Source organism: Streptomyces sp. NPDC001904 (genome assembly GCF_040297005.1).
GTDB lineage: Bacteria > Actinomycetota > Actinomycetes > Streptomycetales > Streptomycetaceae > Streptomyces.
Window position 1 is genome coordinate 312659 of the sequence record NZ_JBEOYI010000005.1, and the last position, 24406, is coordinate 337064.

At 73.9% G+C, this 24406-nt stretch carries 25 protein-coding genes and 1 pseudogene; 8 read left to right on the top strand and 18 right to left on the bottom strand.

Features of this window, described 5'->3' with window-relative positions; genetic code table 11:
* Positions 1–15: 15 nt before the first annotated feature.
* Positions 16–1200: a lycopene cyclase family protein gene (locus ABT127_RS10695; protein ID WP_351446850.1), complete on the bottom strand. Its 1185-nt coding sequence runs from the start codon at positions 1198–1200 to the stop codon at positions 16–18.
* Positions 1201–1429: 229 nt separating this feature from the next.
* Between ABT127_RS10695 and ABT127_RS10700 the strand changes: the two genes are divergently transcribed.
* The 4 genes from ABT127_RS10700 to ABT127_RS10715 are packed head-to-tail and all read left to right on the top strand — an operon-like array spanning position 1430 to position 6235.
* Positions 1430–2665: a polyprenyl synthetase family protein gene (locus ABT127_RS10700; RefSeq protein WP_351446853.1), complete on the top strand. Its 1236-nt coding sequence runs from the start codon at positions 1430–1432 to the stop codon at positions 2663–2665.
* Positions 2662–4200 carry a phytoene desaturase family protein gene (crtI, locus tag ABT127_RS10705; protein ID WP_351446856.1) on the top strand — a complete coding sequence of 513 codons (1539 nt, stop codon included), beginning with the start codon at positions 2662–2664 and terminating at the stop codon, positions 4198–4200. The genes ABT127_RS10700 and crtI overlap by 4 nt, the downstream gene beginning before the upstream one ends.
* Positions 4197–5225 (top strand): phytoene/squalene synthase family protein, encoded by a 1029-nt coding sequence (locus ABT127_RS10710; RefSeq protein WP_351446858.1) that lies wholly within the window; start codon positions 4197–4199, stop codon positions 5223–5225. Before crtI ends, ABT127_RS10710 begins: the two co-directional genes overlap by 4 nt.
* Positions 5222–6235: a Rieske (2Fe-2S) protein gene (locus ABT127_RS10715; RefSeq protein WP_351446861.1), complete on the top strand. Its 1014-nt coding sequence runs from the start codon at positions 5222–5224 to the stop codon at positions 6233–6235. The genes ABT127_RS10710 and ABT127_RS10715 overlap by 4 nt, the downstream gene beginning before the upstream one ends.
* 22 nt (positions 6236–6257) lie before the next feature.
* Here ABT127_RS10715 and ABT127_RS10720 read toward each other — a convergent pair whose 3' ends face one another.
* Positions 6258–6437 (bottom strand): DUF6480 family protein, encoded by a 180-nt coding sequence (locus ABT127_RS10720; RefSeq protein WP_351446863.1) that lies wholly within the window; start codon positions 6435–6437, stop codon positions 6258–6260.
* A 108-nt stretch (positions 6438–6545) separates the two neighbouring features.
* On the opposite strand from ABT127_RS10720, the gene ABT127_RS10725 reads away from it, so the two are divergent.
* Positions 6546–7427: an oxygenase MpaB family protein gene (locus tag ABT127_RS10725; protein WP_351446866.1), complete on the top strand. Its 882-nt coding sequence runs from the start codon at positions 6546–6548 to the stop codon at positions 7425–7427.
* Between the two features lie 60 nt (positions 7428–7487).
* Here ABT127_RS10725 and ABT127_RS10730 read toward each other — a convergent pair whose 3' ends face one another.
* Complete coding sequence (locus ABT127_RS10730) at positions 7488–7871, bottom strand: SRPBCC family protein (protein ID WP_351446868.1); 384 nt, start codon at positions 7869–7871, stop codon at positions 7488–7490.
* A gap of 49 nt (positions 7872–7920) precedes the next feature.
* Positions 7921–8400 carry a MarR family winged helix-turn-helix transcriptional regulator gene (locus tag ABT127_RS10735; RefSeq protein WP_351446871.1) on the bottom strand — a complete coding sequence of 160 codons (480 nt, stop codon included), beginning with the start codon at positions 8398–8400 and terminating at the stop codon, positions 7921–7923.
* A gap of 91 nt (positions 8401–8491) precedes the next feature.
* On the opposite strand from ABT127_RS10735, the gene ABT127_RS10740 reads away from it, so the two are divergent.
* Both ABT127_RS10740 and ABT127_RS10745 read left to right on the top strand, forming a co-directional pair.
* Positions 8492–8983, top strand: a complete 492-nt coding sequence (locus ABT127_RS10740; protein WP_351446873.1) for a nuclear transport factor 2 family protein — start codon at positions 8492–8494, stop codon at positions 8981–8983.
* A gap of 177 nt (positions 8984–9160) precedes the next feature.
* Complete coding sequence (locus ABT127_RS10745) at positions 9161–9604, top strand: hypothetical protein (protein WP_351446876.1); 444 nt, start codon at positions 9161–9163, stop codon at positions 9602–9604.
* Between the two features lie 38 nt (positions 9605–9642).
* Here ABT127_RS10745 and ABT127_RS10750 read toward each other — a convergent pair whose 3' ends face one another.
* The 12 genes from ABT127_RS10750 to ABT127_RS10805 all read right to left on the bottom strand — a co-directional run bounded on the left by ABT127_RS10750 (position 9643) and on the right by ABT127_RS10805 (position 21711).
* The gene (locus ABT127_RS10750) at positions 9643–10164 is read right to left on the bottom strand and encodes a flavin reductase family protein (protein WP_351446878.1); all 522 of its coding nucleotides are present in this window, start codon (positions 10162–10164) and stop codon (positions 9643–9645) included.
* Positions 10165–10190: 26 nt separating this feature from the next.
* Positions 10191–10949, bottom strand: coding sequence for an alpha/beta hydrolase (locus tag ABT127_RS10755; protein ID WP_351446881.1), 759 nt, complete (start codon positions 10947–10949; stop codon positions 10191–10193).
* Positions 10946–12073, bottom strand: coding sequence for an LLM class flavin-dependent oxidoreductase (locus tag ABT127_RS10760; RefSeq protein ID WP_502971675.1), 1128 nt, complete (start codon positions 12071–12073; stop codon positions 10946–10948). The genes ABT127_RS10755 and ABT127_RS10760 overlap by 4 nt, the downstream gene beginning before the upstream one ends.
* Entirely contained in the window at positions 12070–13287 is a 1218-nt protein-coding gene (locus ABT127_RS10765; RefSeq protein ID WP_351446884.1) for an acyl-CoA dehydrogenase family protein, read from the bottom strand. The genes ABT127_RS10760 and ABT127_RS10765 overlap by 4 nt, the downstream gene beginning before the upstream one ends.
* On the bottom strand, positions 13284–14375 hold the full coding sequence (locus ABT127_RS10770) for an LLM class flavin-dependent oxidoreductase (protein WP_351446886.1): 1092 nt from the start codon (positions 14373–14375) through the stop codon (positions 13284–13286). The genes ABT127_RS10765 and ABT127_RS10770 overlap by 4 nt, the downstream gene beginning before the upstream one ends.
* Positions 14376–14449: 74 nt before the next feature.
* Positions 14450–15454, bottom strand: coding sequence for an ABC transporter ATP-binding protein (locus ABT127_RS10775; RefSeq protein WP_351446889.1), 1005 nt, complete (start codon positions 15452–15454; stop codon positions 14450–14452).
* A complete protein-coding gene (locus tag ABT127_RS10780) occupies positions 15451–16476 on the bottom strand; it encodes an ABC transporter ATP-binding protein (protein ID WP_351446892.1) in 1026 nt (341 codons plus the stop codon). Before ABT127_RS10780 ends, ABT127_RS10775 begins: the two co-directional genes overlap by 4 nt.
* The gene (locus tag ABT127_RS10785; protein WP_351446895.1) at positions 16460–17398 is read right to left on the bottom strand and encodes an ABC transporter permease; all 939 of its coding nucleotides are present in this window, start codon (positions 17396–17398) and stop codon (positions 16460–16462) included. The genes ABT127_RS10780 and ABT127_RS10785 overlap by 17 nt, the downstream gene beginning before the upstream one ends.
* A complete protein-coding gene (locus ABT127_RS10790) occupies positions 17395–18426 on the bottom strand; it encodes an ABC transporter permease (protein ID WP_351446898.1) in 1032 nt (343 codons plus the stop codon). Before ABT127_RS10790 ends, ABT127_RS10785 begins: the two co-directional genes overlap by 4 nt.
* Positions 18423–20000 carry an ABC transporter substrate-binding protein gene (locus ABT127_RS10795; protein ID WP_351446901.1) on the bottom strand — a complete coding sequence of 526 codons (1578 nt, stop codon included), beginning with the start codon at positions 19998–20000 and terminating at the stop codon, positions 18423–18425. Before ABT127_RS10795 ends, ABT127_RS10790 begins: the two co-directional genes overlap by 4 nt.
* A gap of 311 nt (positions 20001–20311) precedes the next feature.
* Positions 20312–21289 (bottom strand): DsbA family oxidoreductase, encoded by a 978-nt coding sequence (locus tag ABT127_RS10800; protein WP_351446904.1) that lies wholly within the window; start codon positions 21287–21289, stop codon positions 20312–20314.
* Positions 21286–21711, bottom strand: coding sequence for an RrF2 family transcriptional regulator (locus ABT127_RS10805; protein ID WP_351446907.1), 426 nt, complete (start codon positions 21709–21711; stop codon positions 21286–21288). The genes ABT127_RS10800 and ABT127_RS10805 overlap by 4 nt, the downstream gene beginning before the upstream one ends.
* Positions 21712–21878: 167 nt before the next feature.
* On the opposite strand from ABT127_RS10805, the gene ABT127_RS10810 reads away from it, so the two are divergent.
* Positions 21879–22382: a cupin domain-containing protein gene (locus tag ABT127_RS10810; RefSeq protein WP_351446910.1), complete on the top strand. Its 504-nt coding sequence runs from the start codon at positions 21879–21881 to the stop codon at positions 22380–22382.
* 192 nt (positions 22383–22574) lie between these two features.
* On the opposite strand, the gene ABT127_RS10815 is transcribed toward ABT127_RS10810, so the two are convergent.
* Together ABT127_RS10815 and ABT127_RS10820 are read right to left on the bottom strand one after the other, a co-directional pair.
* A complete protein-coding gene (locus ABT127_RS10815; RefSeq protein ID WP_351446913.1) occupies positions 22575–23357 on the bottom strand; it encodes an ABC transporter ATP-binding protein in 783 nt (260 codons plus the stop codon).
* Positions 23344–24381: pseudogene (locus ABT127_RS10820) on the bottom strand (taurine ABC transporter substrate-binding protein). Before ABT127_RS10820 ends, ABT127_RS10815 begins: the two are co-directional and overlap by 14 nt.
* Positions 24382–24406: the final 25 nt, after the last annotated feature.

The window sequence follows — 24406 nt, forward strand, 5'->3', positions numbered from 1 at the left end:
CCGGACCCGGGCGGGTCAGGGTGTGGGGGCGGGCCGCAGCGGTCGGGTGGGCAGTTCCACCGCGCTGCGCAGCAGGGGCACGATCGGACTGTTGAGGCCGATCGACAGGTCTTCGTGCAGGGCGGTGTCGCCGTCGAGGAAGCGCAGCAGGCGCTCCATGGGCACCCGTGAGAAGAGCCGGGTGAAGAAGGCCGCTCCGTCGATGCGGCCGCTGTCCAGGCCGTGCAGCAGGACCGCGTCCATGGCCATCGACCGCTTCGAGTGCGGGGCCGGCGGGGCCGGGTCGCGTCCGGCGAGCAGGGCCGCGGCGATCGCGGCGGTCTGGCGCTGGATGGCGGCGAAGGTGTAGCCCGTCGCCGGGCGGGTGGCACCGCCTGCCGCGCCGATCCTGAAGGTGCTCCGGCCGACCCGGCGGGCGAAGCGGGCGTCGGTCATCGGGATGACCCCTTCCTCACGTGCCTCGATGTGGACGTCGCGGACCCCGAGCACGTCGTGGAGATGGGCCCGCAGGGCGGTGTCGTAGCGCTCGGCGGGCAGGACGGACCGGGAGAACTGGGTGTACTCCACCAGCGCGGAGCGCTCCCCGGTCGGCAGGACGTAGGTGAAGGCGAGGCCCCGCTCCGGCTGCGGGGTGCGGAAGTCCATCAGGTCGACGGCGCGCGGGTCGAAGGCCGGCTCCCCGGTGCGGACGAACCAGCCGCGGAAGTGCTGGAGCAGCGTCGTGCGGGCGGGCGGCAGACTGCCGAGCGGCCGCGAGTCGAACACCCAGCGGGCCGGGAAGCTCTCCCGCCGCCCCTCGGCGGTGCGCACGATCACGCGCGCGCCGTCCGCGTCCTCCTCGACCGTCTCGACGGTTCCCGGGGTGCGGGTGAGCGAGCCGTGGGCGTCGAGCCGGGGTGCGACCGCCGCCTCGAAGTCGGTGGACCGGATCATCTTGTAGCGCAGCGCTCCGGTTTCGGCGTCGATCAGGCGGCCGTCGGGGGCACGGACCCGGATCCGGTTCCAGGACGCGGTGACGGCGTCGTCGTAGCGGCCGGGTCCGCGCTCCCAGAAGCACCAGGTGCGCGGCGGGGGCCGCAGCGGTCCCGCGGGCGCGTCGATCAGCCGGACGGACGGCGTCGGGCCCGCCGCCGCGCACAGGCGCTCCGCCAGCGAGAGCCCGGCGGCACCGGCGCCGATGATCACCACGTCCGACCCCACGCACGCCTCCTGTTTCACGTCACTTCTGCCGAGTCACTTCGCTCCGGACACCCTTCTGCCGCGGCCCCGCCCGTGGATGCGCCACTACGCGCCGTTCTCGCGGGCGCCCGCACGCAGAACGCGTGAACGACGTTGCTCCGGTTGCCGCAATCCACCGCATCCGATCACCCGGGAGGCGGGGAATGCCCTACATACTCTCCCCGGTCACCGGCATCCCTAAGGAGCTGACATGCCCCCCGATCAGGCCCTGGGCGTCGCCACGGCGGTGCTGCCCCACGGTGGGGCGCCCCGTCGGAACGCGTCCGGTCCCGCGCGTGGCGCCCTCCCGTCCCGGTCCGTGCGGGTGCGTCGGATCGATGCCGATCTTCCCCGTACGGTCCACGAGCGGCTGACCCTGTTGCTGGCCCGGCGTGTCGAGCGGGCCACCGCGGTCGACGCGACGTTCGGTGCCGATGTCGCCGAGCGCGTCGCGCGGTTCACACTGGGCGGCGGGCGGCGCATCCGCCCGCAGTTCCTGTGGTGGGGGCTGCGGGCCTGCGGTGTCCCCGACGACGAGCAGATCGAGGCGGCCCTCAGGCTGAGCGCGGCGCTCGAACTCATACAGACCTGCGCCCTCGTGCACGACGACGTCATGGACCGGGCGGCGACGCGCCGCGGCCGCCCCGCCGTGCACGTCGACTTCGCCGCTCAGTACCCCCAGGAGGCGCCCGCGGGCGGCAACCGGTTCGGCGAATCGGCGGCGATCCTCGCCGGTGATCTGGCGCTGTCCTGGGCGGACGACGAGGCGGCCGGCCTCGATCTGACGGGCCCGCAGGCGCGACGGCTGCGCGAAGCGTGGTCGCAGATGCGGCTCGAGATGGTCGCCGGGCAGTACCTGGACGTCCAGGGCGAGCACACCAGCAACAGGTCGCTGCGCCAGGCCATCAGCGCCGCCTGCCTGAAAACCGCGCTCTACACGGTGGAACGCCCCCTCCAACTGGGCGCGATCCTCGGCCACGCGGACGACGGCACGCTGCGGGCCCTCTGCTCGGCCGGGCGGGGCGCGGGCCTCGCCTTCCAGCTGCGCGACGATCTCGACGACGCGTTCGGCGATCCCGTGCGGCGGGACAAGCCGGCGGCCGGTGATCTGCGGACCGGCAAGCCCACGTACCTGGTCGCGCTGGCCCGGGCCCGCGCCGAACGGGACGCCGACCACCGCGCTTTGGCGATCCTCGGCCGGTCGGGACGGCAGGTCCTGGACGACGACGATCTCGACGACCTGCGGTACGTCCTCGAACGCACGGGCGCTCGGCAGCTCGTCGAGGACAAGATCCGCCGTCTGATCGCGCAGAGCGCACGCCATCTGGATTCCGTGTCGCTCGACCCCGTGGCCCACGCCCGGCTGCGGCTCCTGCTGCGGCAGGTGGCGGGAACCCCCACGGCGCCGGGCCGGCCGGCCGGCGCGGTCGAAGGAGCGGCACTGTGAGGACCGTACGCGGCAGGACGGACCATGTGGTCGTGGTGGGCGCGGGCCTGTCCGGCCTGGCGGCCGCCCTCCACCTGCTGGGCGCCGGACGACAGGTCACGCTCGTCGAACGGGACGACCAGCCCGGCGGCAGGGCGGGCCTGTTGACCCGGCAGGGCTATCGGATCGACACGGGACCGACGGTTCTGACGATGCCTCACCTGGCCGACGAGGCGTTCGCCGCCGTGGGCGAACGCCTCCGGGACCGGGTGGAACTCGTCCCGCTGCACCCCGCCTACCGGGCGAGGTTCGCCGACGGCAGCTCCCTCGACGTCCATACCGACGCGCAGGCCATGGAGCAGGCGGTCGAGGAGTTCGCGGGTGCGCAAGCGGCGGCCGGTTACGTGCGGCTGCGGCACTGGCTCGAGCGTCTGTACCGGGCGCAGATGAAGCACTTCATCGACACCAACTTCGACTCGCCGCTGCAACTGCTCACCCCCGACCTGGCCCGCCTCGCCGCGCTCGGCGGCTTCGGCCGCATGGACGCCCGGATCGGCCGGTTCATCGAGGACGAACGGCTGCGCCGCGTCTTCTCCTTCCAATCGCTGTACGCGGGCGTCCCGCCGGCCCGCGCGCTGGCCGCGTATGCCGTCATCGCCTACATGGACACCGTCGCGGGCGTGTACTTCCCGCGCGGCGGGATGCACGCGCTGCCCCGGGCCATGGCGGACGCCGCCCGAGCGGCGGGCGCCGACCTGCGGTTCGGCACGACGGTGCGGAGTCTGGAGCGCTCGGGCGAGCGGATCACCGCCGTGGTGACGGACACCGGGCGGATCCCGTGCGACGCCGTCGTCCTGACCCCCGACCTGCCGGTCGTCTACCGGCTGCTCGGCCGCGCCCCGCGCCGCTCGGTCGCCCTGCGCCACGCTCCGTCGGCGGTGATCCTGCACGCCGGGACCGACCGCACCTGGCCCCAACTGGCGCATCACACCATCTCGTTCGGGAAGGCCTGGCACGGCACGTTCGACGAGCTGACGCGGCGCGGCCGGCTGATGAGCGACCCGTCACTGCTCATCACCCGGCCCACCGCCACCGATCCGACGCTGGCGCCGCCCGGTAAGCACCTGCACTACATCCTGGCGCCCTGCCCGAACACCGACATCGGGCCGAGTCCCGCCCAGTGGGGCGACCTCGCGCCCCGCTACCGCACCGAGCTGCTGACCGAGCTGGAGCGGCGCGGTCTGGACGGCATCGGGGACGCGATCGACGAGCAGTGCTTCGTCACCCCGGCCGACTGGCACGCCCAGGAGCACGCCGCGGGCACCCCGTTCTCGGCCGCGCACACCTTCGCCCAGACCGGCCCGTTCCGGCCCCGCAACCTCGTGCGCGGCACGGAGAACGCGGTGCTGGCCGGGTGCGGGACGACGCCGGGCGTCGGCGTTCCCACGGTGCTGCTGTCCGGAAAGCTCGCCGCCGCGAGGATCACGGGCGCCCGCACGAGCGGGACGTCCCGGTCCCGCTCCCCGCACGACACACTTCGAAGGGCACGCCTGTGACCGCGCGAGAACTCGATGCCGCGGGCATCACCGATCCCGGGCTGCGCAGCGCCTACACCCGGTGCCGCGACCTCAACGCCCGCCACGGAAAGACCTACTTCCTGGCCACCCGGCTGCTGCCCGCCCACCGCCGGCCCGCCGTGCACGCCCTGTACGGTTTCGCCCGCTGGGCCGACGACATCGTCGACTGCCACGGCGGCAGCACCACGGTGCGGGAGCGCACCGCGGCGCTGGACAAGCTGTCGGCGGAGCTGCGGCACGGGCTCGCCACGGGAGCCGGCGACGAGCCCGTCGTGCGGGCCCTCGCCGACACCGCGCACCGCTACGCGATCGACCCCGCGCACTTCCAGGACTTCATGACGGCGATGCGCGACGACCTGACGGTGACGGACTATCCCGGCTACGCCGATCTGCGCCGCTACATGCACGGGTCGGCGGCGGTGATCGGGCTGCAGATGCTCCCCGTCCTCGGGACCACGGTGCCGCGCGCCGAGGCGGAGCCGTACGCGGCCGCCCTCGGCGTGGCCTTCCAGCTCACCAACTTCCTGCGGGACGTGGGCGAGGACCTCGACCGCGGGCGCGTCTACCTCCCGGCGGACCTGCTGGCCGCGCACGGCGTCGACCGTGAGCTGCTGCGGTGGAGCCGGGACACCGGCCGCCAGGACGCCCGTGTCACCGGGGCGTTGAAGGCGTTCGAGGCGCTCACCCGGGACGTCTACCGGGAGGCGGTGCCGGGTGTCGCACTGCTCGACCCGGTGTCACGGCCCTGCATCCGCAGCGCCTTCGTGCTGTACGCGGGCATTCTCGACGCCGTCGCCGACGACCGGTACGGCGTGCTGCACCGCCGGGCCGTCGTGCCCCGGCGCCGCCGTGCGGTCGTCGCCCTGGACGGGCTCGTCCGCATCGCGCACGCCCGGATCCGGCATCGCGGCACGCCCTCGGCGTCCCTGCCGCACCGGCCCGACGCGCACCACGCGCCGGCCCGTGCGAGCCGCGCCCCGCTCATGGGCAAGGAGGCGGCATGAGCAAGCGGCCGTGGTCGGCGCGGATTCCGCTGACCGTGCGCAAGAACCCCCTGCCGTGGGAGCGGCAGGAACCCACCTGGCGCCAGGCGCGGCCCGCCGTGATCGAGAGCGCCCTGAAGCGGTCCCAGGCCCGGCCGTCGGGCAACTGGTACGTCGTCGGCGCCTCCGGCGACGTACCGTCCGACGCGCCGCTCGGCCGCACCGTGGCCGGCCGTGAGCTGGTCGTCTGGCGTGGCGCCGACGGTGCGCTGGCCGCCGGGCCGGGCGCCTGTCCCCATCTGGGCGCGCCGCTCAAGGACAGCCCGCTGCGGTGCGGGACGCTCGTCTGCCACTGGCACGGGCTCGCGCTCGACGCACAGGGCACGGCGGGCTGGCGGACGCTGCCCGTCCACGACGACGGCGTCCTGATCTGGGTCCGCCTCGACGGGACCGGCGGTGAACGGCCGCTGGAGCGGCCCGTGATCCCGCCGCGCCCGGACCGGGAGCGGTCCGTCGCGGCCGTCTACACCGGATTCGGCCGCTGCGAGCCCGAGGACATCGTCGCCAACCGGCTCGACCCGTGGCACGGCGCATGGTTCCACCCGTACTCGTTCGTCGACCTGCGGGTCGTCGACAGTCCGTCCGGTGACGGCGCGGAGCCGGAGGACGACGGGTTCGCCGTGGACGTGTCCTTCCGGCTGACCTCACGGCTCGTCGTGCCCGTCCGTGCCGTCTTCACCGCGCCGGAGCCGCGCACGGTGGTCATGCACATCACCGACGGCGAGGGGCGCGACTCGGTGGTGGAGACGCACGCGACCCCGCTGACACCGGCGGACCATCCGGCGCCGCGCACCGCCGTGGTGGAGGCGGTGATCGCCACGTCCGAGCGTCCCGGCTTCACCGTGGCCCGCCAGGCCGCCTTCGCGCTGCGGCCGCTGATGCGGGCCGCGGCGAAGCGCCTGTGGCGCGACGATCTGGCCTACGCGGAGCGCCGCTGGACGCTCCGCACACGCGCGGGGCTGCCCTACTGACGCTCCGGGCGGACGGGCCGGATCACAGCCCCCAGATGCGGGCCACGAAGAAGCCCGCCACCAGGACGGAGCCGACGAGGATGAGCAGCACCCACCAGGTGGGGTGCTCCCAGATCCCGCCGTCGGCCCGCTCCTGGTGGGCCTCGGCGATGGATCCTTCCGCCGGCGGCGTCTCCGACGGCGGGACGCGTGATGAGGTCATGTCTCCACCGTCCTCCCGATGGGCCGGAACCGCATGCCGGGGAACCGGCGTCGCATGCGTCGCATCCGCCCGGGGAAGCACAGCGAAAGAAGAGCAGGAGGTGTGGTCATGGCCGTCGTCGCTGCCCGGGTCGTCGAGCCGCTGCGGCTGCGGGCCGGAAAGGCTCTGTTCGCCCGGGTCGCCGGACCGGAGGGGCCGCGCAACCGCGAGGCCATCCACGGGACTCCCGGCCCCCGCTGGTTCCCGGAGGACAGCCCGATCCGCCGGGTCCACGCCGACGGCGCCATGTTCGTCGGCGGACTGTCCGCGCTGCTCCTGCAGACGCTCCATCCCTCCGCGATGGCGGCCGTCGCGGCGCACTCCGGCTATCGCGGCGACCCGTGGGGCAGGCTGCACCGCACCAGCACCTTTCTGGCCACCACGACCTACGGGACCGCGGACAGCGCGCAGGCGGCCTGCGACCGGCTGAACGCCGTGCACGCCCGGATCCGCGGGATCACCGACGCTGGGGTGGCCTACCGGGCGTCGGACCCGCACCTGCTGGAGTGGGTCCACATCGCCGAGGTCGACTCGTTCCTCCGCGCCCACCAGCGCTTCGCCACCCCTCGCCTGACGAGGACCGAATGCGATGGTTACGTCGCCCAGACCGGCCGTGTCGCCGAGGCGCTCGGGGTCGCGGAGCCCCCGCGGACGGTGGCCGAGCTGCGCGAGCGGTTGACGGCCTACCGCCCCGAGCTGCGGGCCACGCCGGAAGCGCTCGACACCGCCCGCTATCTGCTGCTCCGTCCCCCGCTCCCGGTCGCGGCCCTGCCGTTCTACGCGGCCCTGGCGTCCAACGCGATCGCCCTGCTGCCCCGCTGGGCCGCGGCGGAGCTGCGGCTGCCGCGCTGGGAGCCGGCCGAACGGTGGGCGGTGCGGCCCGGCGGCCGGCTGGTCACCGGCCTGATCCGCTGGGCGATGCACGACCCCGGCAGGGGCGTGAGCCGCTGACAGCCGTGTGCCGGTGACGGCGCGCGTCGACCCGGCCGGTGCGGCCCGCCTGCCCCGGGCTCAGGGACGCACCAGGCGGCGCAGCGCACGACGGGCCAGCGGGGCGTAGGCCAGGACGACGGGCGCGAATCCCGTGAGGGTCAGCCGTGTCGCGGCGCCCGATCTCCCGCACCGCTCGACGGCGTGGTCGAGGCGCAGGCGGATCGGTCCCGCCTGTACCCGCCAACTCCAGGTGCGGGCCTCCTGGTCGACCGCCGTGACGACGAACCGCACCGCCGGTCCGGCGACGGGGCGCACCCTCCCCCGTATCCCGGCGCGCAGTTCGGGTTCCGTCTCCACGGACCGGATCTGCGGGGCCCACGCGGGCCAGCGGGCGGGCTGCGCGTAGCGCCGCCACACCGTGTCCGCGTCGGCGCCGCCCTGCTCACTCAGCGTCAGTCGCACCCGCCCAGCCTGTCACGGGCCGCAGTCCGACCGGCGCCGCCTCACCGGGTCAGGGATGCCCTCCCCCGGTGAGACGGGTCAACAGCCTCACCAGTTCGGCGCGCTGAGTCTCCGTCAGCGGATCCAGCAGCTCCTGCTGCGCCTCGGCGATCAGACCGTCCAGCCGGGTGAGGTGGCGACGGCCCGCGGGGGTGAGGGTGACGACGTTGCGCCGGCGGTCGCCGGGGTCGGGGGCGCGCTCGACGAGCCGCCGCTGCGCCAGCTCGTTGAGGACGGCCACCATGTCGCTGCGGTAGATGCGGGTGCGGCGGCTGAGCTCGGCCTGGCTGGCGGGACCGCTCTCGGCGAGGACGGCCAGCACCGCGTAGTGCCAGCGCCGGGCGTCGGCGCCGGCCAGCTTCTCCCCCACCACCCGCTCGGCGTGCAGCGCGGCGAGGCTGAGCAGCCTGCTGGGAAGACCGTCGAGACGGGCGGGGACCCGGGGTACGGACTCTGGGGGTTCCGGGGACTCCGGGCGCTCTGCGGGCATGGCCGGATCGTACCCCTTGCGTTAGTGAGCCTAACGACCTACTTTCGTTAGTGTAATAAACGTTAGTGGAACTAACACATGGAGGTTTCCCATGTCCGACGCTCTGCTCGACGACCGCACCGCTCTGCTCGATCTGCTCGCCCGCTGGGACCGCTGGCTGGACGAGAGCCGGTTCACCGCCGACGAGACGGCGGCGATCTTCGCTCCGGACGCCGAGGCGGTGACGCCGGGCGGGATCTCCCGTGGCATCGACGCGCTCACCGCACAGGCGGCGCGCGGCCGGGCGAACTGGGCCGCGACCCAGCATCTGCACACCAACGCGGTCGTGGAGATCGACGGCGACAACGCCGCCATCGGCCTCAACCGGCTGATCTTCCTGGTGGCCGACGACCCGGCACGGACCCCGGAGACGGTCCCCGCACCGGCGCTCAGCCTGGGCGAGCGGTGCCGCATCGAGGCCGCCCGCACGGCGGACGGCTGGCGCATCACGCGTCTCGGCGGCACCCTCCTGTGGGCCTCCGACCCCGAGGTCCTGGCCCGGGCGACGGCGCGGGGCAAAGCCGCGGCGGCACAGGCCGGGTGACCGATGTCCGGGTCCCGGCGACGGGTGAGCGGCCGACGGCCGCCGTGCGCACGCCCCGGTCGGGCGGCGTGGCGCGGGTGGGAGAATGACGGTCTCGGCAGCCCGTACGGCCATGGCCGCACCGGCGGTGTGCGTCGGCCTGCCCGTCCGCCGCCGCTGCCGGAAGGAAGCACGAACGTGATCAAGTGGGTGTTCCTGAGGGCCGGGCAGCGCCCCGTCCCCCGGCCCGTGGCGACGCCGCTGGTGTGGACGGCCGCCTGCGCCACCGCACTGCTGTTCGTGGCCCTCCTCAACACGGTCGCCGGACAGACCCGGCCGCTGCTCGCGCTCACCGTCCTGTCCGTGCTCGCGACGCTGTTGGGGTTCTTCGCCCGCTTCACGGCGGCGCCCGGCACCGCCGTGCTGTGCTGGCTGTTCCTCAACGGCTTCGCGATCCCGCCCACGGGCACGCTGAGCTGGACCGCGGACCGCGACAGCCTCTGGCTCACCTGCCTTCTCGGCGCCACTCTCGTCGGCACCACGGCGGCACGCGTGGCACACGCCCGCGCCGCCTACCACTCCCTCACCCCGGCGTCCGCCGCTCCTTCGTCCGCCGTGAACGACGAACCGCACACCGCCTGAACAGAAGGTGTGCCCGGTTCGTCCGTCCCGGATCGGGTTCAGGCCGGGCCGGAGACCGACGCGAACTCCCCCGCGTGGTGCACCAGCGCCGGAGCCTCCTGCCGGACGTCGCCCGCGTCGATCTGGCCGACGACGAGATAGTGATCGCCGAGGCGCTGCAGGGAGACGACGCGGGCGGTGAGCCAGGCCGGGGCGTCGGACAGGACGGGCAGACCGTCGGCCTCGCGCCGGTACCGGACGCCGTCGAAGCGGTCGATGCCGCTGCGGGCGAACTGCCGGGCCAGGTCGGTGTTCTCCGCGCCGAGCAGGTGGACGGCGAAGCGCTCGGCGCGCTGCACCGCGGCGGCGGTCGACGCGGTGGCGCCGAGGCAGAAGGAGACGAGGGCCGGGTCGAGCGAGACGGACGTGAACGACGTCGCGGTGAATCCGGCGGGTCCGGGAACCGTGATCACGGTGATGCCGGAGGCGTGCCGGCGCAGGGTGCGGCGGAGGATCGCGTCGGCCCCCACGGCATCGGCGGCCGCGGGCTGGTGAACGGGCTGAAGGGAAGTGGTGGTCATGGCGCTCGCCTTTCGGTCGGTCGCGGTCAGTGTTGTCCGAGCGGCTCGAGCGGCTCGAGGGTGAGGATCGGGCGCAGTCCGTCGTCGGCCCGCAGGCGTTCCAGCCACTGGACGACGGCGGCGGCGGTCGTGCGGTGGGAGGCGTCGTTGAGGACGTCGTGCACGCCGTCGTGCACGACACCGAAGTCGGCACGCGGAAGGCGTCGGGCGAGCGCGCGGGCTTCGTCGACGGACGTCAGCGGGTCGGCGTCGCCGTGCAGCAGCAGCGCGGGTACGGCCGGGGCGACGTCCCCGGGCAGGAGGTGGTCGGGGATCGCTCCGGTGAGCTGTCCGCGCCCGAACGCGACGTCACCGGTCAGCTTCTGACGGTGTGTCGGGCAGGAGGTGCGCGCGGTCAGCTCCGCGTCCCAGTCCAGGGCCTGCGCCGCGGATGCCAGAGCCGTCCCGGCGAGGACGAGTCCGGCGAGCGGCACCTCGTCCCCGGCGGACGCAGCGGCGTTCAGGGCCTGGAGGGCGCCCGTGTCGCTGCCGACGAGGACGACCGGGGCGGCGGGATTCGGGCCGAGCACCCCGGTCACCGCCAGGACGATGTCGGCGGAGTCGTGCTCGGGCGTGGTGTCCAGGGCGTGCACGACGTAGCCGTCGGCGGCCAGGCGGCGGCCGAACCGCTCGTAGACCGGGCCGTGTTCACCGCGTCCGGGGAGGACGACGAGAGTGCCGCGCGGGGCGATCGGTGCGGGCGGCGGCCAGCTGTGCGCGGTGGCGGCCGGGGCGACGTGGGTCATCGGGTGCTTCCTGCGGGGCTGAGGGCGGCGCGGTGGGCGAGTTCCTGGCGGACGAGGGGCAGCAGATGCCGTCCGTAGTCGATGGCGTCGTCGAGCGGGTCGTACCCGCGGATGAGGATCGTGGTGGCGCCGATGTCGATGTAGTCGAGCAGGGCCTGCGCCACCGTCTCGGGGGTGCCGACGAGGGCGGTGGTGTTGCCGCCCGCGCCGCTCGCGGTGGCGGTCGGCGTCCACAGGCAGCGGTCGTGCAGGTCGGCCTTGGCCGCGGCGGCGAGCAGGCGCTGGGACCCGGTGTTCTGCGGTGCAGCGGCGGAGTCGGGGAAGAAGGGGCGGCCCGGTCCGGCCTTGATGGTGTCGAGGATGCGGTGGGCGCGTTCCCAGGCGAGTTCCTCGGTCGGGGCGAGGACGGGACGGAAGGAGACGCTGATGCCCGGGAGGTCGGTGCGGCCCGCGGCCTCGGCGGCGGCGCGGACGGCGGCGATCTGCTGGGCGGTCTCGGCGAGCGGCTCGCCCCACAGCGCGAACGTGTCGGCGTGCTTGCCGCCCACCCGGTACGCGGCCTCCGAGGAGCCGCCGAAGTAGAGCGGGATGCCGGACTCGTGGTGCGGCAGCACGCCGGGGGTGTAGTCCTCGAAGCGGTAGTGGCGGCCCTGGTGGCTGAAGGACGTGTCGGCGGACCAGGAGCGCCGGAGGATGCCCAGGTACTCGTCGGTGCGGTCGTAGCGTTCGTCCTTGTCCAAGTAGTCGCCGTCGCGCCGCTGTTCGGTGTCGTTGCCGCCGGTGATGGTGTGCACGGCGACGCGCCCCTCGGTGAAGCGGTCGAGGGTGGCGAAGCTGCGTGCGGCGAGCGTCGGGGCGATGACGCCGGGCCGGTGGGCGATGAGCAGCCCGAGGCGTTCGGTGCGGGCGGCGACGTACGCGGCGACCTGGGCGCCGTCGGGCCGGGTGGAGCTGTAGCCGATGAGGATGCGGTCGAAGCCGGCGTCCTCGTGGGCGCGGGCGAACCGGGCGGTGTACGCCGGGTCGATGACCGGGCCGTGGGCCGGCCGGGTCTCCGAGGCGTCCTGGGTGCCGATCATGCCGATGAACTCGACGGACCGGGAGGGAGGTTGGGTCGTGGTCACTGGGTGCCCTTCGCTGCGAGGGGATGGCGGTCGAGGGCCGCGCGGCCGGCGGCGGTGAGGAGGGAGTCGTCCTGCGGTGTGTGGATCCGGCTGCAGAGCACGTCGCGGTAGTGCCGCTGGAGCGGGTTGGCGCGGGTGAGGCCGTGGTTGCCGGTGAGCTGGAGGGCCTGTTCGACGGCGCCGATTGCGGCGCGGGTGCCGAGCAGTTTGGCGGCGCCCGCCCGGCCGGGGGCGTCCGGGTCGCCCGCGTCGACGTCCGCCGCGAGCGCGTCGACCAGGACGGTGGCGCCGGTGAGCGCGGTCTCGATCTCGCCGACGGCGCTCTGGAAGCGGGGCAGGGTGGCGAGCGGGGCGCCGAGTCCGGTGGGGACGCGTTCGTGGAGGAAGCCGACGAGCCAGTCGCGGGCGGCCTCGGCGACCCCGAGGTACAGGGCGGTGAGGCCGAGCGCGCCCCAGGCGCCACCGACGGCGTCCGGCGTCGCGGGACCGGGGGCGGCCAGTGCGACGACGTCGTCCACGGGGACGCGTACGCCGTCGAACAGCACGTCGTCGCTGCGGCTCGCCCGCAGTCCGACGTGGTCCCAGGTCGGCTCCACGGTCACCCCCGGGCTGTCCCTGCGGACCAGGAACGAGCCGACGCGCACCGGGTCCTCGTCGGTACGGGCCCAGACGAGCATCCGGTCGAGTCCGACGGCGCCCGTCGAGTAGATCTTGCGGCCGGTGAGCCGCCAGTGGTCGCCCGCGCGGTGGGCGGTGGTGGCGGGCAGCCCGCCGCGGACCGGGCTGCCCAGCTCGGGTTCGACCCGCAGATGGTTGACCAGGGCGGGGCGGAGCGCCGCGGTGCCGAGGAACTCGCCGTAGGCGGCCGTGGGCCAGCGCGGTGTGCGGGCCTCGGCCGCGTGCACGAACAGCGTCATGGCGCTGATCAGGGCGACGGCCGGGTCGCCCGCGCCGAGGGCGCGCAGGATGCGGACGGTTTGCGTGAGCCCGGCGCCGGGTCCGCCGTGGCGGGCGGCGACGGTCGCGGTGAGCAGTCCCGCGTCATGGACGAGGGCGATGCCGTCGGCCGGGAAGGACGCCTCGCGGTCGTGTGCGTCGGCGCGGGCGGCGAGGGAGCGGGTGACGTCCGGAAGCCGGTCGAGCCGCAGCTCGGGCAGGGCGGCTTCCTCGACGGCGGTGGGGTCGGGCCGCTCCCCCGTACGGGCCACGCTCACGCGGGCACCACGGCCTCGTCCGCCGCGTCGGCCGCCGCGGGCGAGGAGCGCACCAGGTCGATGAGGGCGCCGTAGTCCCGGGCGTCGGCGAGCGGGGAGAAGCCGCGGATGAGGAGGGTGGTGACGCCGAGCCCCACATAGTCCAGGAGGGCTTCGGCGACCTGCTCGTAACTGCCCACCAGCGCGGTGGAGTTGCCGGCGGCCCCTGTCGTCCGGGCGATCTCGGTCCACAGCCGCTTGTCGTGGACCTCGCCCTGGGCCGCGTACTCCAGGAGACGCTGCGAGCCGCGCTGCTCGGAGTGGTCGAGGGGGAAGGCTTTGCGCAGGCCGTCGAAGCGCTCCTTGGTGAGCCTCAGGATCTCCCTGGCCCGCTCCCACGCCTCGCTCTCGGTCGCGGCGGCGATCGGTCGCAGGCTCACGCTGAACCGCGGGCTGCGGCCGTGCGGCGCGGCGGCGGTCCGCACCTCGCGGATGCGCTCGGCGATGCCGGCCAGCGGCTCGCCCCAGAAGGCGTAGACGTCGGCGTGCTTGCTACCGGTGCGGACGGCGTCGGCGGAGGCGCCGCCGAAATAGACGGGGATCGGGGCGGCGGGGCGTACGGAGGAGAGGCCGCCCTCGACCCGGTAGAACTCGCCCTGGTGGTCGAAGGGTTCGGTGGCCGTCCACTCCTTGCGGACCACGTCGAGGAAGTCGTCGGTACGGCGGTAGCGGGTCGGCTTGTCGGTGAAGTCGCCGTCGCGTGCCTGGTCGGCGTCGTCGCCGCCGGTGATGACGTGCAGCGCGACCCGGCCCGGGTGGAAGGCGTCAAGGGTGGCGAACTTGCGGGCCGCCAGAGTCGGGGCGACGAAGCCGGGACGGTGTGCGAGGAGGACGCCGAGGCGGCTGGTGTGCTGGAGGACCTGGTCGGCGACGGTGAAGCCGTCGGGGCTCGCGGAGGAGTGCGCGATCAGGACCCGGTCGAAGCCGGACGCCTCGTGGACGCGGGCGACTTCGCGGAGGTACTCGGGCTGGACGACGGGCCCTTGGGGGCGGGGGCCGCTCTCGCTGGACTCATGGGTGGCGGCGAAACCGATGAATTCGATGGGCATGACGGGGTGCCTCCGAGAAGAAGGGAAGGACAAGAGAGGGGAGATCAGGGGAGAGAAGAGCCGCGATGGCAGGGTCAGTCGATGCGGTCGCGCCAGGTCTCGGCGTGGTGGCAGGCGACGGTGCGCTCGTCGGTCCGGACCGTGCCGGGCTCCGTACGGCAGGTGTCGTCGGCGAACCGGCAGCGCGGGGCGAACACGCAGCCGGTGCCGTCCGGCCAGGGCTCTCGGTCACCCGGCGCCCGCACCTGGGCCGGAAGCAGCCGGTGTTCGGCGCGGACGCTGGGGGCGGAGGCGGTGAGGAGGGCCGTGTACGGGTGGCGCGGACGCTCGAGGACGGCGCCGATGGGGCCCTGTTCGACGAGGCGTCCCCGGTAGAGGACGGCGACCCGGTCGGCGATGCCGGCGAGGGAGGACAGGTCGTGGGAGATGACCACGACGGCGAGGCCCAGTTCCCGGCGGAGCCGGTCGAGGAGGGCGAGGACGAGGTTGCGGTTGGAGGCGTCGAGGGCGCTGACGGGTTCGTCGCTGAACAGCAGCCGGGGCCGGGTGACGATGGCCCGGGCGAGCGAGACGCGCTGCCGCTGGCCCCCGGAGAGCTGGGCGGGTACGCGGTCCCTGATCTGGCCGGCGTCCAGCCCGACGAGCGCCAGCGCTTCATCGGCGCGCACGGCCCGCTCCTGCCGGGTGAGCGTTCCCGCCACCGTCAGGGGCTCGGTGACGATCTGGTGGACCGTCAGTTCCGGGTCCTGCGAGCGCAGCGGGTCCTGGAACATGTACTGGACCTGGCCGGAGCGCCGGAACGCGCGCAGCGCGCGCCGGTCGAGTCCGGTCAGCTCCCGTCCGCCGAAGCGCACGGCGCCCGCGTCGGGCCGCACCAGTCCGACGGCGGCCCGGGCCAGGGTGGTCTTGCCGGAGCCGGTCTCGCCGATGACGCCGACGATCTCCCCCGCCCGGACGTCGAGTTCGATGCCGGTGAGGACCCGGGTGCGCCGGGCGGCCGCGCGGACGGCGCCCCGGCGCCCGAAGGACACGTCGAGGCCGCCGAGTTCCAGCAGGGGTGGTTCGGGCGTGATGGTCACCGGGTGGCTCCTTCCGGTGCGGTGGTGCTCGCGGGGCGGACGCAGCGGGTGCGGCGGCCGCTGCCGAGAGTGCGCAGGACGACGGGCCCGTCGACGCACTCGCGGGTCGCGTGGGCGCAGCGCTCGGCGAACCGGCAGCCCGGCAGGTCGGCGCCCGTCTCGGGCGGCCGGCCGGGGATCGTGTCGAGTTCCCTGCGTCCCCAGTCGCCGAGGGACGCCACCCGCAGCAGCGCTTCGGTGTACGGGTGCGCGGGCGCGGCCAGCACCTCGGCGGTCGGGCCGTCCTCGACGATCTCGCCCGCGTACATGACGATCACGCGGTCGCAGGCCTCGGCGACGACGGCCAGGTCGTGGGTGACGAGGAGGAGTGCGAGACCGCGTTCGGCCCGCAGGGTCCGCAGCAGTTCGAGGATCTCCGCCTGGATGACGACGTCCAGTGCGGTGGTCGCCTCGTCGGCGATGAGGAGTTCCGGCTCGCAGGAGACCGCGATGGCGATGAGGACCCGCTGGAGCATGCCTCCGGACAGTTCGTGCGGATACTGGTGGAACAGTTCGCCGGGCCGGTGCAGTCCCACCGCCGCGAACAGTTCGACGGCGCGCCGCCGTGCGGCGGACCGGCCGAGGCCGCGCCCCACCCGCAGCTGTTCGGCGAGCTGTCTGCCCACGGTGAGCGAGGGGTTCAGGTACGAGGCGGGGTCCTGGAAGACGGCTCCGACGCGCCGGCCGCGTACGGCGTTCCATTCGCGGCGGGTGAGGGCCGTCAGGTCGGTGGCGTCCCCGGAGAGCGTCGCCCGTCCGGCGGCGACCTCGCATCCGTGCGGCAGGACCCCGAGGACGGACCGGCAGGTCAGGCTCTTGCCGCTGCCCGACTCCCCCACCAGGCCGACCGCCTGGCCGCGCTCCAGGGTGAAGGACACGTCCCGCACGGCGGTGACGGAGGGGCCGACGGTGACGTCGAGGCCCTCGACGGTGAGGACGGGGGCAACCGCCTCCGCTGCGGTGGGTTCAGCCAGTGGTGACACGGCGCTCGGCCTCCTCGGTCTGCCGGGACTCCACGACACGGACCGCCGGCTCGGCGGCGGGCTTCGCGGGCGCCGGACGCACGGGGGTCGCGGAGGTGAGGGCCACCGGCCGCGCCCCGCCGTCGCGGATCGCGTCCGCGAGCAGGTTGAGCGCGCCGACGGTGATCATGATCGCGGCGCCGGGGACGAGCGGCGCCCACGGCTGCTGGGCGAGGTAGCCGAGGTCGGAGGCGAGCATCCCGCCCCACGTCGGCGCGGGCGCCTTGACGCCGAGGCCGAGGAAGGTGAGCGAGGAGACGACCAGCAGCGCCTGCCCCGCGACCTGCGCGGTGGTCACCGCGATCGTCGGCAGGATCTTGCCCCAGACGTGGGTGCGCAGGATCCACCGGCGGGAGGCGCCCATCAGCTCGGCGGCCTCCACGTACTGCGCCTGCTTCAGGCCGAGTGCGGCGGCCCGGGTGACGCGGAAGTACAGCGGGGCGAAGAGGATGCCGAGGGCCAGCATGGCCTGGTGCACACCGTTGCCGAGGGCGCCGACGACGGCGATCGCGAAGACCGTGAACGGCATGATCATCAGCGTGTCGGCGGCCCGCTGGGTGGTCCATTCCACGGCCGGGCCGAGCCAGACGGACGCGAGCCCCGGAAGGACGCCGACCAGCAGGGCGGCGCCGACGGCCTCCAGGGCGCCGCCGATCGAGAGACCCGTCCCGGACACGACCCGGCTCAGGACGTCCCGGCCGAGGTAGTCGGTGCCCAACAGGTGTGCGGCGCTGGGCCCTTGGAGCATGTCGGCGGGGTGCTGCGTCAGCGGGTCGGCCGGCGCGAGCGCGCCGCCCGCGACGGCGAGCACCGCCACCACGGCGAGCACGGCGAGGGCGGCCTTGGCCGATCGCTGCCGCCAGGTGATCCGGAGCACCCTCATGCGGTCTCCCCCTTGCGTGCGGAGCGCCCGTCCCTGCGGGCGGCCGGGTTGAGCGCGCCGAGCGCCGCGTTGACCGCGATGTTGGCGACGAGCACGACGGCGACGGTGACCAGGAGCGTGCCCTGCACGACGGGGATGTCGTGCCGTTCGGCGGCCTGGAGGGACAGCTGCGCGATCCCCGGCAGGTTGAAGATCTTCTCGGTGACGACGGCACCGCCGAGGATGACCGGCACGCTCATCCCGAGGACGGTGAGGGCGGGCCCGGCCGCGTTGCGCAGGACGTGGCCGAACAGCACCCGCCGGGCGGAGAATCCGCGCATCTCGGCACCGATGACGTAGTTCTCGCGCAACGCCCCGACCAGGGAGGTGCGCAGTTGCCGGGCGAGGGATGCGGCGGCGTCCAGGCTGAGCGCGAAGGCGGGCAGGATCGCGTAGCGCAGCCAGGGGCCGGCGCCCGCGTTCAGCGGCTCGTAGCCGCCGGTGGGCAGCGCGCCGAACTGGACGGCGAAGACGACGATCAGGACGATGCCGATGAGGAACGGCGGCAGCGTCGCGAGCACCGAGCAGACGAGGGTGACGGCCCGGTCGACGCGCCCGCCGGCGTGCAGCGCGGCCGCGATACCGGCGCCGCCGCCGATGACCACGGCGAGCAGCAGCGCGAGCCCGGCGATGGACAGGTCGACGGGGAGGGCCTGGGCGATGCTGTCCGCCACCGGCACCCCGGTGAACCAGGAGACGCCGAGATCGCCGGTGAGCGCGTGGCCGAGCCAGCTGACGTACTGGACGGGCAGCGGGCGGTCGAGGCCGAACTGCGCCTCCATGCGCGCGATGTCGGCCGGTGTGGCGAGGTCGCCGAGGACGGCCGCGGCGGGGTTGGCCTGTGAGAGCGCACCGAGCGCGAAGGTCAGCAGCGAGGCGAGGAGGAAGACGGTGACCGTGGTGACGGCGGTCCGGCCGAGGGAGCGGGGCGCCGCGGCGAGCCGGCCGAGCGGCCGGGCCCGCCGGGAGCCGACGGCGGGCGCGCTCATCCGACGGTCACCCCGTCGAAGCGCTGGACGACGGTGTAGGCGGGGATCTCGGAGACCGCGGGGTTGCGGGCGAGGATGCGCGGGACGGTGTACAGGAACACGTTCGGCATGTCCCGTACCGCGATGCCCGTCGCCTTCTGGAGCGCCTCGGGATAGTCGGCCGAGTCCAGCGGGGTGCGGCGGACGACGTCGAGGGCCTTCTCCAGTGCGGGTGTCGTGGTGCGCCCGGGGTTCATCAGGCCCTCCTTGCCGAACAGCACCTGGAAGGCCTGGGTGGCGGAGTCGCGTCCGGCGAACTGGTCGACGTTGAGCGCCTTGGCGCGCTGGATGTAGACGATCTGCGTCGCCTGGTCGGCGGGGATCGTGTCGATGGTGGCGGTGATGCCGACCTTCTTCAGCTGGGCCTGGATCAGTTCCGGGACGCCTTCCGCCTTCTGCGTGGTGATCTTGAGCTTCAGCCCGTCGGCGTGCCCGGCCTTCGCGAGCAGTTCCCTGGCCTTCTTCGGGTCGTAGGGGAAGAGCTTGTCCAGCTCGGGGTCGTAGCCCGCGTAGCCCTTGGGGAAGGGCTGGCGGGTGGTCTCGCCGTAGCCGAAGGAGGCCGTCTTCAGCAGTTCCTCGCGGTCGATGGCGTACTTCAGGGCGAGGACGACGTCCGGGTCGGTGAAGGGCTCGCGGCCGTTGTGCACATCGAGGACGGCCACCACCATGGACGGGATGACCTGCACCTTGAGCCCGGCCGCGCGGGCCGCCTTGACCTGGCTGCCGGGGATCTGGGCGACGTTGTACTGGCCGGACTTGAGGGCCGCGACGACGGTGGAGGGCTCCGGGAGCGGATACAGCTCGAAGTTCTCGATCTTTGTCTTCTTGGCGTCCCAGTAGGCGGGGTTGCGCTTGAGGACGGCCTTGGAGTTCTCCACGTAGGAGACGAGTGTGTACGGTCCGGCGCCGGCCGGTTTCGTGGCCAGGCTCGTGGGGTCCTTCGCGAAGACCTTCGGATTGACGATCATCCCGGTCTTGCCCGCGAGCAGGGCGGGTATCTGGAAGTCGGGTGCGGCCAGGCGGAGTTCGACGGTGTGGGCGTCCAGGGCGCTGATCTTCTTCACGCCGGTCAGCTGGGAGGCCACGAGGGACTTCGCGTCGTCGCGGCCGCGTTCGAGGCTCTTCTTCACGGCCGTGGCATCGACCGGGCTGCCGTCGCCGAACGTCGCCCCGGACCGGAGCGTGAAGGTGACCACCGTCCCGTCGTCGTTGTAGGTCCACGCCTTGGCGAGCGCGGGCACGGCGTTGCCCTGCGGATCGAGCTGGGTGAGGGCGGCGTAGACGAGGGAGAGGGAGTGCACGTCCCAGCCCGCCGACGAGGTGACCGGATCCCATGAAGTGGGCAGGTCCCAGCCCCACTTGAGGGTTCCGCCGCCGCTCCCGGCCGACGAGGTGGACTGTCCGCCGCAGGCGGTCAGGGCGAGGGAGGCCCCGGCGGCGAGCGAGACGCCGAGGAAGGAGCGCCGGTCGAGCGGGCGGGACGACGACGGCCCCGAGGGCGGTCGGGGGACGGTGGACAGGCGGAACGCAGGCATGGGAGCACACCTTTCTGACCGCGCCGCGCCGGACGGGCGCGCGGGCGGGTCATGGAACGCCCGGACGGCGGAGCGCGGGCACAGGAGGTGGAGGCCGAGAGAAGGCGACGCGGAGACGGGTCCGCGCCGTCACAACAGAGGGCGGGTCGGGCCGGCTTCGGCAAGAGCCTGCGCTGCCGGGAGGGGCAGGCGGCGGCCGCAGGGGTCAGCGACAGAGTGCGCTGGAGGTGCGCCGGAAGTCCACGTAACGGCAGACCACGCCGGGATGCGTCGAAGGCATGCTCATATCCTCACGGCCGCCCGTCGGGCTGTCAATGGACACCTTTAGGTGTCTCATTGTCCGAGACCCCTGCGGCCTGCACTTTCGTCGCCGGGTGGTGCTCCGCCTCGTCGGGGTGGAGCCACAGCGGGCCGTTCGCCGTCGCGAGCCGTACGGCGTCGGCGGGCGGCTCCGATCCCCCGGTGAGCAGCCGGAGTTCGGGCCCGGTGAGGCTGCGCCAGAGCTCCGACACGGCGTCGGGGCCGAGCGGCGCGGGCAGGCGCAGGGGCGCACCGGCGGCCGTCGACACCGCGTCGAGGTAGTCCTTCAGGGGCCGCCATCCCGGTACGCAGATCCGCCCTCCCGGCCCGTCGAGAAGGAGCGTCGGCAGGGCGTAACGGTGCCCGTCGGACAGTTCCTTGGCGCGGCCCGGGTGGGGTCCGGGTCCTCGCAGGCCGTACACCTCGGCCAGCGGGCGGCGGGTCTCCGCCCGGTCGGCGCGGACGGCCTCGCGCGCGGCGGCCAGGGACCGCTCGTCGAAGAGCCGGCGTACGTCGAGGCCCGGCACTCCCCGGACGGCTTCCTCGGCGGCGGCCAGGGAGTCGGCGGGGCGGCCCAGGACGAAGGTCGTCTCGCGGAGTCTGCGCAGCACGCGGTCGGCCACCTCCCGGCCCTGGTCCTCCGCGGCCTTGGCCACGACCGACGCGGGCCAGCTGGTCCGGGTCAGCCAGTGCAGCCGGGCGGCGTACGGCGCGCGGGTGTGGCCCGCGACGCCCTCGACGAACCCCTCGTACCAGCGCGCCTCGGCGTCGGGATCCGGCGCGGGGTCGTCGTCCTCGTCGAAGAGGATGCCGAACACCCGCCGCCAGCGCAGTCGGGGCGCCAGACCGTGCCGCAGCAGCCGGAAGACCGGCTCGGAGCCCCACGCCCACGGGCAGGCGGGATCCGTGAACTCGGTGACTTCGACGACGAGTTCAGGGTCGTCCGCCGCGGGCCGGGGCAGGGCGTCGGCCGGCTCCCCCGCCCTCATGCGGTGACAGCCTTGCCGTCTGCTCCCTGCCGGGCGAGGTCCGCGATGGTGGTGCGGGCGAGCAGCGTCTCGGCGGCCGATTCGACCCCGTGCCACAGCCCCGGGAGACCGGCCGCGGCGCCGGGATAGCCCAGGGTCTCGGGGCGCTGGCCGCGCACGGTGAAGAACGCGCCGTCGACGGCGGTCATCACCTCCGCGACGGAGATCTCGGCCGCGTCCCGCCCGAGCCAGTAGCCGCCCTCGCAGCCGCGCTGGCTGCGCACGAGTCCGGCCGAACGGAGGTCGCGGAAGACCGACTTGAGGAAGCGGAACGGAATCTCCTGCGCCGAGGCGATGGACTCGCACGTCAACGGCCGCGCGCTGTCGGCGGCCAGTTCGGCGAGTGCCCGCACGGCGTAGTCGACCCTGGCGGAAATCTGCATGTCACCGTCTTCCCAAGCGTCGGTCCAGGCGGCCCGCCCCGCCCCGCTCGGAACGCGCCGGAGCCGGGCCGCCAGCAATGGACACATCTTGACATCCTTTTCTCCGGCTCTCTACGGTCGCCCCAAGGATCTTGCGTTGCGCCCTTCGACGAGCAGGACTTCATCCCATGACATCGCACCCCGGACACGACGCCTTCCACCCGCACCTGGCCGGGTCGGGCGAACTCCCCCTGAGCGCGCGGCTGCACCACATCCGTGCCGACGGGCTCGACGGTGACACCGCCCAGACCGGCGGGATGCGCCGGTTCGCCGCGATCAGCGGGGACAGCGTCGGCTCCGAGCGGCTGTGGATGGGCCAGACCCACGTCGCGCCCGTCACCGCGTCCTCCAACCATCACCACGGGGCCTCCGAGACGGCGATCCATGTGGTGAAGGGACACCCGGAGTTCGTCTTCCTCGACGACTCCTCCGGCACCCCGGAGGAGGTCCGCATCCGCACGGCTCCCGGCGACTACATCTTCGTACCGCCGTTCGTCCCCCACCGGGAGGAGAACCCGAGCCCCGACGAGGAGGCCGTCGTCGTGATCGCCCGCAGCACCCAGGAGGCGATCGTGGTCAACCTCCCGGAGCTGTACGTGCTGGGCAAGGAGCCGGGCGGCGACACGCCCTAGGGCGTGTGTCGAAAGTCCCGTCGTCCGTCCGGAGGGCGGGCCCCGCGGTGTCTGGTGCGTGCGATCGCAAGGCGCCGGAGCGCCCTCATAGCGGAGCTATGCGGGCGTTTCGGCAACGCCGCGAGCGTGCGTGCCAGACACCGCGGGGCAGGCAGGACTTTCGACACACGCCCTAGGTCCCTGCCCCGCGGATCAGGCCGCGGCCTCCCGCGTGACGGCCGCCAGCCGGGCCCGCAGCGCGGCGAACCGCGCGTCTCCGCGCAGGGCCGCCACATCGGTCGTCGCCGCGCGGGGCAGCGGCACGGGCAGTTCGTCGACGATCCGTCCCGGGCCGGCCGCCATCACCACGACGCGGGAGCCGAGCAGGACGGCCTCCTCGGCCGAGTGCGTCACGAACACCACGGTCGCCCCCGTGACCGCCGCCAGCGTCCTGACCTCCTCCTGGAGGCGTTCGCGGGTGAGCGCGTCCAGCGCGGCGAACGGCTCGTCCATCAGCAGGATCTGCGGTTCGGCGGCGAGCGCCCGCGCGATGGCCACCCGCTGCTGCTGCCCGCCGGACAGCTCCCAGGTGCGCCGCCCGGCCATCCCGGACAGCCCCACCAGGGACAGCAACTCCTCGGCGCGGGCGGCCCGTTCGGCCCGTGCGACACCGTGCCGGGCCAGCGCGAAGGAGAGGTTGCCGCCCACCGTGCGCCAGGGGAAGAGGCGCGGCTGCTGGAAGACGACGCCGACCTTGCGGCGGACCTCCGCCGACCCTTCCGCGGGCCGCTCGAACCCGGCGATCAGGCGCAGCAGTGTCGTCTTGCCGCATCCGGACGGGCCGACCAGCACCACGAACTCTCCGGGCCCGACGGTCAGCGACACGTCGGCGACGGCGGTCACGGGGGCCTTGGCCGTGCCGTAGCGGACGCTGACCCCGGACAGTTCGACGTCGGAGCCGGGCGCCGCGCCGTCGGCTTCCTCAACGCGCGGCACGGGACAGCTCCTTGACCGCGAGCGCCCGGTCGAAGACGGACTGGTCCGGCACCGCGTCGATGGCCTTCTGGCTCTTGAGGAAGACGGACGCGTCGTGCAGGTTCCGGGCGAGTGCGCCGGGGGCGCCGGGCTTGCCGAGGTAGTCGCTGCCCTGCTGCTCCTTGGCGGTGAGCAGGACGAGCTGGGCGAGCTGCTTCTTCGCCTGCGCGGGGCTGAGGTTGAGTTCCGCGCCGATGGCGGTGGCCGCCTTGCCGGGATCGCTCTTGGCCAGCTTGACGGCCTGGTCCTCGGCCCTGAGCCAGGCATCGACGATCTTCGGATGCTTGGCGGCGAACGCGGTGGTGACCACGCCGAGGTCCGCGGTGGGCCTGCCCTGCTCGGCGATCTCCCGGCTGGTGACCAGGACCTTGCCGTCCTTCTCCAGGTCGGTGAGTGCGGGTGTCCACACGTACGCGGCGTCGATGTCGCCGCGCTGCCAGGCGGCCAGCGCGTCCTGCGGCTGGAGGTCGACGAGCGTCACGTCGCCCGCCTTCAGGCCGGCCGATTCCAGTGCGGCGAGCAGGGAGTAGTGGGAGGTGGACCCGAAGGGCGTGGCGATCTTCTTGCCCTTGAGCGCCTTGACCGACCCGATGCCCTTCTTGGCGACGAGGGCCTCGTTCTCGCCGATCACGTCGTGGATCCACACCACCTTGTACGGGATGTTCAGCGGCGCGGAGAGCCCCTTGGTGACCGGGCTGGAACCGGCGAGCCCGAGGTCCACGGCTCCGGCGATCACCGCCGTGTTCACATCGCCGCCCGACTCGAACTACACCCACTTCACGTCGGCGTCCGGGAGCGCCTTCTCCAGGAGCCGCTGGTTCTTCACCACCAGGTCGGCGTTGGGTATCGCCTGGTAGGCGATGCGCACCTGGGTCTTCCCGCCGCCTTCGGCGGCGTCGGCGCCGTCGCCGCAGGCGGACGCGGTGAGCGCGACCAGGGCGACGGCGGCGGCGAGGAGGGCGGTGCGGGGAGGTGCGGCGGGCATGGCGGTTCCTTCGGACGTGGGGACT